The sequence below is a fragment of the Lentzea sp. genome, from assembly GCF_035525475.1.
Lineage (GTDB): Bacteria > Actinomycetota > Actinomycetes > Mycobacteriales > Pseudonocardiaceae > Lentzea.
Genome location: NZ_DATLEC010000021.1, coordinates 1 through 10359 on the forward strand (window position 1 = coordinate 1; position 10359 = coordinate 10359).

A 10359-nucleotide genomic window follows, 5' to 3' on the forward strand; every position below is an offset into this window, starting at 1 on the left:
CCGAGCACGGTGGAGCTCAAGCAGGGCGACTTCGCCACGGCGTGGGGCGGCATCGCGTCACTGCAGCTCGGCCTGCCCGCGGTGTGGACGGGCGCGCGGGAACGCGGCTTCCAGCTCACCGACGTCGTCCGCTGGATGGCGGCGCACCCGGCCCGCCAGGTCGGGCTGGAGACCAAGGGCGCCATCGAGGTCGGCAAGGACGCGGACTTCGTGGTGTTCGCGCCGGACGAGACCTTCGTGGTGGACAAGGACAAGCTCCACCACCGCAACCCCGTCACGCCCTACCACGGTCGTTCGCTGCACGGCGTCGTGCGGCAGACGTGGTTGCGTGGCAAGGAAACCAGTCAGACGCAGGGCAAGCTGCTACGCAGAGGAGAAGTATGACGGAGTGGACCCGGCTGCCCGATCTCGCCTCGCGCGCGGCCGGCGGTGGTGTGGTGTGGGCGAACGACGAGCTGTTCGCCGAGCGGGAGAACCTGATCAAACCCGCCGAGCCGGTCTACCGGACCTACACCTTCGGCCACAAAGGCCAGGTCTACGACGGCTGGGAGACGCGCCGCCGCCGTGAACCGGGTGTCGACCAGGCCGTGGTCAGGCTCGGCATGCCCGGTGTGGTGCGCGGGGTCGTCGTCGACACGGCGTTCTTCAAGGGCAACTTCCCGCCGTTCTGCTGGGTGGAGGGCGCGCAGGTCGACGGCTATCCGGGCGCCGACGAGATCACCGAGTGGTTCCCGCTGGTCGAACGCTCCGCGTTGAAGGGCGACGAGAAGCACTTCTTCGACGTACGAGAGGGGCGCCGCGTCACGCACGTACGCCTCACCATCGACCCGGACGGCGGCGTCGCCCGGTTGCGCGTGCACGGCGAACCGCTCGCGGACCCGCGGCTGCTCGTGCCCGGGATCGACCTCGCCGCGCTGGAGAACGGCGCGGTCGTCACCGGCTGCAGCAACATGTTCTACAGCTCGCCCAACAACCTCATCGCCCCCGGTCAGGCCACGCTCATGGGCGAGGGCTGGGAGACCGCGCGCCGGCGTGACGACGGCAACGACTGGGTGTCGCTGCGGCTCGCCGCGCCGGGTGTCGTGAACCTCGTCGAGCTCGACACCAGCCACTTCAAGGGCAACGCGCCGGGCTGGGCGTCCGTCAGCGCCTGCGACGAACGCCGGGACGCCGACACGTGGTTCGACCTGCTCCCGCGCACCCGGCTGCAGCCCGACACGCGGCACCGGTTCGTCGTGGACGCGGTGGAGGCGACGGCCGTCCGGCTCGACATCTACCCGGACGGCGGAATGGCACGCCTCCGGATCATCGGCACAGCTACGAGTGACGGCCTAGCACACCTGCGCGAAGTGTGGGCCAAAACGACTAACTGACTGTGGTTGTACGACCACAGGCTGATTCTCATCCATACCCACGACGGTTGTCCGCGTCACACGATCGGTGGAAGCGTTCCTCCCGCAAGATCGGGGATCTAGGGAGGAAATCCATGCAACCGATGGTGCGCGTCTTAGGCGCCGCGATCGCGAGTTCTGCATTGGTACTAGGTGTGAGCCAGGTCGCTGTCGCGGCTCCGGAAGGGCAGCCGGAGCTCAAGGTCGGCGCGGTCGACTGGAAGCCGTGTGAAGAGGTGCCGACGGTCGACTGCGGCTTCCTCGAACTGCCGGTGGACTACGCCAGGCCGAACGGCGAGAAGTTCCAGCTGGCCGTGTCGCGCCGCAAGGCGACCGACCCGGCCCAGCGCATCGGCGCGATGGTGATCAACCCCGGTGGACCGGGCGGGTCGGGCGTCGACTTCGGCATGTACGCGGAGAACTACTTCAGCAAGGAGATCTCCGACAAGTTCGACATCATCGGGTTCGACCCGCGCGGTGTCGCGCGCAGCCAGCCGATCAAGTGCTCGGCCGAGGTGCTGCAGCGCCAGCCGTCCGAGTACCCGAAGAGCGAGGCCGAGTTCGACCAGCTGGTCGCGTTCAACAAGGAGCTGCGCGCGGACTGCCGCGAGCAGTCCGGGCCGATCTTCGACCACGCCTCGACGAGGGAAGTCGCGAGCGACATCGACTCCATCCGCAGGGCGCTGGGCGAGAAGAAGATCAACTACTACGGCATCTCGTACGGCACGATCATGGGCCAGCACTACGCGGAGCAGTACGGCAAGAACATCCGCGCCATGATCATCGACTCGAACATGGACCACAGCCTCGGCACGTGGAAGTTCCTCGAGACCGAGGCGCGCGGCGCGGACGACATGTTCGACGAGTGGGTCAAGTGGAGCGACCGGACGCCCTCCTCGCCGTTCTACGGCAAGGACCTGCGGGCGATCTGGAAGGACCTGCTCGCCAAGGCCGACCGCGGCGAGCTGAAGGACGAGACCGGCCGCGTCATCACGGCGGAGAACCTCGGCGGCAACGTCGTGGGCATGGGTTACGGCCCCGCCTTCAAGCCGTTCGCCGACTGGGTCGCCTCGCTCGTCCAGGGCGCGCCGGTGGGCGCCAAGGCGTTCGCGGCCGGTGAGACGTTCGAGAACCCGTTCGCGGGCGTCTTCTGCAACGACTACAACCTGCGCGTCGGCTCGTACAGCGAGTACCGGGCGCTCAACGCCATGGAGAACCGCGTCGCGCCGAACACCCGCGGTTCGTCGATCGGTCACGGCGCCATGATGGGCTGCGTCGGGTTCCCGAAGGCCACGAACCCGCAGCATCCGCTGAAGATCAAGAACGCGCCGAAGATCCTGCTGACCAACGCCAAGCACGACCCGGCGACGGTCTACGAGTGGGCGGTCAACGCGCACAGGCAGTCCCGTGACACCACCGTCTTCGTCACCTACGAAGGCTGGGGCCACGGCGTGTACGACCGCAGCGAGTGCACGCTGAAGATCAACAACGAGTACCTCGTGTCGCTGAAGCTGCCGCGCAACGGCACCTCGTGCGCCGCGGTCGAGCCGCCGGCCGACGCCTCGGTCATGTCCGCGAAGCCGAAGGTCCCGGCGGGGCCGTTCTCGCTCGCAGGCTAGGACCGGTTCGTCACTGTGCCCCCGGTGCTCACGCCGGGGGCACCGTCGTGTCAGCTCACCGTTTCGGGCGACGTCCTCCGGCTACTTCGGGTGACCGGCCGGGTGCTGTGAGGTCGCCGAAGCGGGCCCGTGAACCCCGTGAAACGCGGACGTAACAACCTCCACCCGACAGTTCACCTCCGCGAAACGTTGCACGCGGGTTCGTGAAACAGGACATCCCGATGCTCCCTGCAACCGACGTGCAGTGGAGGTCGAAGTGGATACAGGGGACACCGCCTGGGTGCTCACCAGCGCCGCCTTGGTGCTGCTGATGACGCCGGGCCTCGCCTTCTTCTACGGGGGCATGGTCCGTTCGAAGAGCGTGCTCAACATGATGATGATGAGCCTGGGCGCGATGGCCGTGGTGGGTGTCCTGTGGGTGCTGTTCGGGTACTCGACGGCATTCGGCGCGGACGTCGGCGCGGGCCTGCTGGGCAAGCCGTTCGAGTTCTTCGGCCTTGACGGGCTCCTGGGCGCCGACTCGTTGTTCGGCAAGATCCCGAGCACGGTGTTCGTGGCGTTCCAGGCCATGTTCGCGATCATCACGGTCGCGCTGATCTCCGGTGCCATCGCCGACCGCGCCCGCTTCGGCCCGTGGCTGCTGTTCGCCGGTCTGTGGGCCACGATCGTCTACTTCCCGGTCGCCCACTGGGTCTTCGACTTCGACGGCAAGGACGAGGCCGGCAACGTCGTCGACCCCGGCGGCTGGATCGCCAACAAGCTCCTCGCGATCGACTTCGCCGGTGGCACGGCGGTGCACATCAACGCCGGTGCCGCGGGTCTCGCCCTGGCCATCGTCCTCGGCAAGCGCGTCGGCTGGCCGAAGGAGCCGATGAAGCCGCACAGCCTGCCGCTGGTCGTGCTCGGCGCCGGTCTGCTGTGGTTCGGCTGGTTCGGGTTCAACGCCGGTTCGGCCCTGGGCGCGAACGGCACCGCGGGTGTCACGTTCATCAACACGCTCGTCGCCACCTGCGCCGCGATGCTCGGCTGGCTGCTGACGGAGCGCATCCGCGACGGCAAGGCCACCACGCTCGGCGCCGCGTCGGGTGTCATCGCCGGTCTGGTCGCCATCACGCCCGCCTGTTCCGCCGTCACCCCGATCGGCGCCCTCGCGATCGGCGCGATCACCGGCGCCCTCTGCGCCCTGGCCGTGTCGCTCAAGTACCGCTTCGGCTTCGACGACTCGCTCGACGTCGTCGGCGTGCACCTCGTCGGTGGTCTGTCCGGCACGATCCTGATCGGTCTCTTCGCCAGCGAGGCGGCGCCCGCCAAGGTCAACGGCCTCTTCTACGGCGGTGGCTTCGACCAGCTGTGGCGCCAGGCCGTCGGCGCGTTCGCGGTGCTGGGCTACTCGTTCGTGCTGAGCCTCGCCCTCGGTTACCTGGTGAAGCTCACCGTCGGGTTCCGCGCGTCGGAGGAGGCCGAGGTCGCGAGCATCGACGAAGCCGAGCACGCTGAGCGCGCCTACGAGTACGGCAGCCTCACCAGCGCGCGGGGCACCGGCAAGCCGAGCGTGGCCGCGGGTGCGTCCGCGGTTCTCGAGGGGAGCAACAAGTCATGAAGCTGGTCACCGCGATCATCAAGCCGTTCACTCTCGACGACGTGAAGGGCGCCCTCGAACAGCTCGGGGTGCTCGGCATGACCGTCAGCGAGGTGCAGGGCTACGGCCGCCAGAAGGGCCACACCGAGGTCTACCGCGGCGCCGAGTACTCGGTGGACTTCGTGCCCAAGATCAAGATCGAGGTCGTCATCGACGACGCCGCCGTCGACAAGGTGCTGGAAGCGGTGGTCGAGGCCGCCCGCACCGGCAAGATCGGCGACGGGAAGGTCTGGGTCACGCCGGTCGAGACGGTCGTTCGTGTGCGCACGGGCGAACGCGGAACGGACGCGCTCTAACAACTGTGGCAAATCTTGGGGAGACGGCCCGTGGAGAACAACGAAACGGCCGTCGTCACGGCTGACGACCTGGTGCGGGCACGCGAAAGGCTGCTCGTGCCGGGTCGTCGTCGCTTGGCCGCCGAACCTCTGCGCGAGGCACTCGTGGACCTGCACGAGTTCTGGTTGACCAAACACGCGGGGGGAGCGGGGGCATCCGGACCGGGTGTCGCGCTCGTGGCGGTCGGCGGGCTGGGGCGGCGCGAACTCGTGCCCTACTCCGACCTCGACCTGGTCCTGGTGCACAACGGTGTCAAGAACGTCGACGCGATCGCCGAGAAGCTCTGGTACCCGCTGTGGAACTCCGGCATCGGTCTCGACCACTCCGTCCGCACGGTCGGGGAGGCCCTGCGGGTCGCCGCCGGTGACCTGCGGACCGCGCTGGGACTGCTGGACATCCGGCACATCGCCGGTGACGCGGAGGTCACCCAGAAGCTCGCCGACGGCGCGCGGCAGGCGTGGCGCGGCAACGTGCGCAACCGCCTGGACGAGATCTCCGAGTCCTCGCAGAAGCGCTGGGGCCGCAGCGGCGAGATCGCCCACCGCGTCGAACCCGACCTGAAGCACGGCCGCGGCGGGTTGCGGGACATCACGATCCTCGACGCGCTGTCCGTCGCGCAGGTGGTGGACCGGCCGTCCGCCGACGTCGCCGAGGCCCGCAAGCTCCTCCTGGACGTGCGCACGGAACTCCGCCGGGTGGCGCGGAAACCCCGTGACGTGCTGCGGGCGCAGGACGGTGACGAGGTGGCCTCCGCCCTCGGGCTGGCCGACCGCTTCGCTTTGGCCCGTTCGCTTTCCTCTGCCGCACGCACGGTCGTGTACGCGTTCGACGTGGCAATGCGCACGGCTCGTGCCGCCGCACCGAAACGTGGGCTCGGCGCGTTCCTGAGAGGACAACCGCAGCGCAGGCCGTTGGACGAAGGCGTTGTGCTGCACGGAACCGAGGTTTCCCTCGCTCGTGACGCGATTCCCAGTCGTGATCCGGCGTTGTTGTTGCGTGTCGCGACGGCGGCTGCACGCAGCAAGCACCCGATCGCGTCCGGAACGCTGACCCGGCTCGCGGACTCGGCGCCGGAGCTGCGCCAGCCGTGGCCGCGCGAGGCCCGCGAGGAGCTGCTGGCGTTGCTGGGCAGCGGCGGCGGGCTCGTGGACGTCGTGGAAGCGTTGGACCGCACGGGTCTGTGGGGCCGGCTGTTCCCCGAGTGGGGTGCGGTGCGGGACCTGCCGCCACGCGACGCCGCGCACATGTGGACGGTCGACCGGCACCTGGTGCAGACGGTCGCGCACGCGGCCCGTCTCGCGACCACGGTGTCGCGACCGGACCTGTTGCTGCTGGGCGCGTTGATCCACGACATCGGCAAGGGCCGGCAGCAGGACCACTCCGAGGTCGGCGCCGCGCTGGCGACGCAGATCGGTGAGCGGATCGGGTTGTGGCCGCAGGACGTCGAGACGCTGTCCGCGATGGTCCGGCACCACCTGCTGCTGCCGCACACCGCGACCCGGCGTGACGTCGAGGACGAGGCGACCGTGCACCGGGTGGCCGAGACGCTCGGCGGCGACGCGGTGCTGCTCGAGTTGCTGTACGCGCTGGCCGAGTCGGACTCCCTCGCGACGGGACCGGGCGTGTGGACGGACTGGAAGGCCGCGCTGATGGCCGACCTGGTCGGCCGCTGCCGCAAGGCGATGGCGGGGGAGGCGCTGCCCGAGCCGGAACCGCTCGACCCCGCGCACGCCGAGATGGCCGAACGCGTCGCGGCGTCGGGAAAGCCGGAGGTGCTGCTGGAGAAGCAGGACCACGCGGCGGTCGTGACGGTGCTCGCGCCGGACCGTCCCGGCGTGCTGTCCAAAGCGGCTGGTGTGCTCGCGCTGAACTCGCTGGAGGTGCACGCGGCGACGTTGCGCTCGCACGGCGGTGCGACGGTGGACGCGTTCACGGTGTCGCCGCGGTTCGGGTCGCTTCCGGACGCGTCGCTGCTGCGAGAACAGCTGTCCAGGGCGATCGACGGCTCGTTGCCGTTGGCGGACAAGCTCGCCGCGAAGGAACGCGACTACGGTGGCCCGCCGCTCGACCCGCCGCCCGCGAAGGTGCTGTGGTTCGACGACGAGGCAACCGGCGCGGTGGTGCTGGAGCTGCGTGCCGCGGACCGGATCGGACTGTTGCACCGCGTCGCCGGCGCGTTGGAGCAGTGCGGCGTGGACGTCCAATGGGCGCGTGTGTCGACATTGGGCGCGACGGTCGTCGACTCGTTCAGCATCGCGTGCGCGAAGCTCGACCGGAAGCGGATCGAACGGGCCGTGCTCGACGCGGCCGAGTAGAGGTTGAGTAGCACTACGCACAACCTCTCCGGGTGCTCACGCTCCTGCCCGGACGCGGAACCCGGCAGTCTTCGTGGTGTCCGGGAAGCGTCCTCGAGGGGTGGACCACCTCCCGGACGGGCAAGGCCGGCGGTGATCATCGGTGGGGCCGGGGGAGGCTCCGCGCGGTGACACCGCCGGTTGATCCCCGGTTCTGACAACGAGACAGCTTCCTGGACAACCTCCGCGCGGTCCGGGCAGGGTCGGGTTCTCGCTGTTCTGACTGGGGAGGAAGAACGTTGAGAACCGCACTGGTCGCCGCCGTCACGGCGGCTCTGGTCATCCCGGCCACCGCGCACGCGGCACCGCTCGCCGCGGAGGACCTCGGCACCCTGCCGGGTGATCTCCGCAGCATCGCGGCCGACATCAACGACTCCGGCACGATCGCCGGCGTCTCCTACGGATCGGGCACCTCCCAGCACGCCGTGCGCTGGGACCGGTTCGACGGCATCCGCGAGCTTCCGGACCTCGGTTCCGGCTCGTGGGCGGCGGCGATCAGCCCTGACAACGTTGTCGTCGGGTACGCCGTGATCTCGGCAGGACAAGCCCAGGCGGTGAAGTGGAACCCGTCCGGCGCACTGGTGCGGCTGACGGTGCCGGGCGCGACGAGCTCCGTCGCGAACGACATCAGCGACGGCGGCAGCGTCACGGGCACCGCGACGATCAACGGCGTGAGCCAGGCCGTGCTGTGGAACTCGATCGGTGAGGCGACGGTCCTGGGCGCGGGCAGCGGGCAGCACGTGACCAACGGCAACTGGGTCGTCGGCACCTCCGGCAACGACGTGGTCCGCTGGAACCCCTCCGGCGTGCGGACGGTGCTCGGCGCGGGAGTCCTGCTCGGTACCAACCAGCTCGCCGACGCGGCCGGCACCGCCGGGGGGAACGGCGTGCTGTGGCTGCGCGACAACACCCGCACCCAGCTGGGAGCCGGCGCACGGCCGTTCGACATCAACGACAACGGGTTCGCGGTCGGCGACCTCTCGTCGCAGGCGGTCCGGTGGGACCTCGTCGAAGGCGACACGGAGGTGCTGGCCACGGCGCCTTCCAGCGCGCGCGAGGTGAACAACTCCGGCGTCGTAGCGGGCACCGCCGGCACGTCGGCCGCGACCTGGACCATGGCGGGCACGCGGACGTTGCTGCCGGCGGTGTCCGGTGCCACACGTCACAACGTGACGGGCCTGAGCGAGGTCGGGCAGGTCATCGGCGTCGCGAACTTCTCCGACGGCACGTACCGCGCCGCCGTCTGGCGTTAGAAGCAGTGCATTTTGTCTGATTTCGCGCCACACTGAACGGGAGGGAAGGTCAAGACGTCTTCTAGGACATGACCGCCGTGTTGAACACGCAGATCGCGACCGTCCGGGTGAAGCCGCGCTCACTCGTCGTCCTCGCCGGGATTCCCGGCGCGGGCAAGACGACGCTGCTCACCCGCCTGGACGCGGACGAACCGGTCACCGTGCTCGACTCCGACCAGGTGCGCTCGTGGCTCGAACCGCGCGTGCCGCTGCCGTACAAGTACTGGCGCGTGTTCGTGCACCTCACGCACAGGTTGCGCGTGTTCTGGGCGGCGCTGTTCTGCTCGGGCCTGCTGGTCGTGCACGAGCCGTCCACCAGGCCCGGCACGCGGTTCATGCTGGTGCTCGCCGGCGTCCTGTCGGGGCGTTCCCGCCACTTCCTGTGGCTGGACGCCTCGGCGGCCCAGGCCCTCGACGGCCAGATCGCCCGCCGTCGCCTCGTGCGCACGCACTCGTTCGAGCGGCACGTCCGCCGCGGGTTCTCGATGCGCTCCCAGTTCGAGGCGGGGTGGGTGCCCTTCGGGTTCGCCGGCGTGACGCTGCTCACCCGTGCGGGAACGTCGGGTGGTCTGCGCATCATGGTGTCGTGATCAAGGCTGTCGTCTTCGACTTCGCAGGCACCCTGTTCGGGCGTCCCACCTATCGATGGCTGTCACCCCAACACCTCGCGGTGCTGCGCGCGCCCGCGCCGTACATCGCACGGATGAACGCCGCCGAACGCGCCGTGTGGGCCGCACGCGACCTGACGGCGTTGGCGAACCGCTCGGCCCACTGGACCCTGTTCCGGCTGGCAGGGGTCCCGCTGACCGACGAGGTGTTCCAGCGCCTGCACAACCCGGCGTTCTGGCTGCCGTACTCCGACACGGCCGCGGCCCTGGCACGGGTGCGGCCGCTGAAGGTCGGCGTGCTGAGCAACATCTCGTGGGACATCCGCCCGGTGTTCGCCCGCGAGTCGTTGTCGGTGGACGCGTTCTCGCTGTCCTACGAGATCGGCTTCTCCAAGCCCTCGGCCCGCGCGTTCGAGGCCGCCTGCGCGCGGCTGGACGTCGAGCCGTCCGAGTGTCTTCACGTCGGCGACGACCCGGTGTCGGACGGCGCCGCGGTCGAGGCGGGGCTGCGGTTCGCGCACATCTCCACTGCTCCGGTCGGACGCCGTGAGCCGGTGCTGCTGGAAGCGCTGGCTGGCCACGGCATCACCTGAGCCTGCGCCGTGCCTCCGCGATGAGGACGGCTACGTCGTGGTTGGCCGCCATTCCTGACATGGGCCGGACGAACCCGTCAGACACGTTCCAGTGCCGCACCGTGTGATCCGTCGAACCGGTGACCACTTCCACCTCCGACGACCACAGCGCCGCGTTGACCGGTCCTGTGTGACCGATCAACACGGTGAGTTGGTCACCGGTCCACGGGTCCCACACCCTGGCCGTGTGGTCCTCGGACGTAGTCAGGAGATGGTCACCGGTCGGTGACCACGCGATGGCGTTGATGCTGTCCGAATGCCCACGCAACTCCCCGGCCACTGTCAGTTCGTGGGTCATTCGAAGCAGCAGGATCGTCGAATCCGCACAGCCGACGGCCAGCAGATCACAGCGTGGTTGCCAGGCGAGTGATGTGAAGCGCTTTCGGCCGCGGAACGTGCACAGCGTGCGCTTCATCGAATTCACCGTCACCAAGCCGTCCTCGCCCGCGACCGCGAAGAACAGCTGCTCCGGGTGCCAGGCGACGGCA

General features: G+C 69.4%; 10 protein-coding genes. 9 read left to right on the forward strand and 1 reads right to left on the reverse strand.

The window, feature by feature from the left end; all coding sequences use genetic code 11:
- The 9 genes from VM306_RS02355 to VM306_RS02395 form a co-directional block, all read left to right on the forward strand.
- A partial coding sequence (locus VM306_RS02355) for an amidohydrolase family protein (RefSeq protein ID WP_325510529.1) occupies positions 1-384 on the forward strand: 384 nt, incomplete at its 5' end.
- Complete coding sequence (gene alc, locus VM306_RS02360; protein ID WP_325510530.1) at positions 381-1373, forward strand: allantoicase; 993 nt, start codon at positions 381-383, stop codon at positions 1371-1373. The genes VM306_RS02355 and alc, both read left to right, overlap by 4 nt.
- Positions 1374-1546: 173 nt before the next feature.
- Positions 1547-3010 (forward strand): alpha/beta hydrolase, encoded by a 1464-nt coding sequence (locus VM306_RS02365; protein WP_325510531.1) that lies wholly within the window; start codon positions 1547-1549, stop codon positions 3008-3010.
- Positions 3011-3266: 256 nt separating this feature from the next.
- Positions 3267-4610 (forward strand): ammonium transporter, encoded by a 1344-nt coding sequence (locus tag VM306_RS02370; protein WP_325510532.1) that lies wholly within the window; start codon positions 3267-3269, stop codon positions 4608-4610.
- A complete protein-coding gene (locus VM306_RS02375) occupies positions 4607-4945 on the forward strand; it encodes a P-II family nitrogen regulator (protein WP_325510533.1) in 339 nt (112 codons plus the stop codon). The genes VM306_RS02370 and VM306_RS02375 overlap by 4 nt, the downstream gene beginning before the upstream one ends.
- A gap of 30 nt (positions 4946-4975) precedes the next feature.
- Positions 4976-7300 (forward strand): [protein-PII] uridylyltransferase, encoded by a 2325-nt coding sequence (locus tag VM306_RS02380; protein WP_325510534.1) that lies wholly within the window; start codon positions 4976-4978, stop codon positions 7298-7300.
- Positions 7301-7578: 278 nt separating this feature from the next.
- Positions 7579-8592, forward strand: a complete 1014-nt coding sequence (locus VM306_RS02385) for a hypothetical protein (RefSeq protein WP_325510535.1) — start codon at positions 7579-7581, stop codon at positions 8590-8592.
- A gap of 68 nt (positions 8593-8660) precedes the next feature.
- On the forward strand, positions 8661-9221 hold the full coding sequence (locus VM306_RS02390; protein ID WP_325510536.1) for an AAA family ATPase: 561 nt from the start codon (positions 8661-8663) through the stop codon (positions 9219-9221).
- A complete protein-coding gene (locus tag VM306_RS02395; protein WP_325510537.1) occupies positions 9218-9832 on the forward strand; it encodes an HAD family hydrolase in 615 nt (204 codons plus the stop codon). The genes VM306_RS02390 and VM306_RS02395 overlap by 4 nt, the downstream gene beginning before the upstream one ends.
- Here the strand turns inward: VM306_RS02395 and VM306_RS02400 are convergent.
- Positions 9825-10359, reverse strand: a 535-nt coding sequence (locus VM306_RS02400) for a WD40 repeat domain-containing protein (RefSeq protein ID WP_414672318.1), incomplete at its 5' end; no start/stop codon positions are given. The genes VM306_RS02395 and VM306_RS02400 overlap by 8 nt on opposite strands.

Bases quoted from the DNA above. Each gene is read 5' to 3' on its own strand.
- alc (WP_325510530.1), top strand. From the start codon at position 381: ATGACGGAGTGGACCCGGCTGCCCGATCTCGCCTCGCGCGCGGCCGGC.
- VM306_RS02375 (WP_325510533.1), top strand. From the start codon at position 4,607: ATGAAGCTGGTCACCGCGATCATCAAGCCGTTCACTCTCGACGACGTG.
- VM306_RS02390 (WP_325510536.1), top strand. From the start codon at position 8,661: ATGACCGCCGTGTTGAACACGCAGATCGCGACCGTCCGGGTGAAGCCG.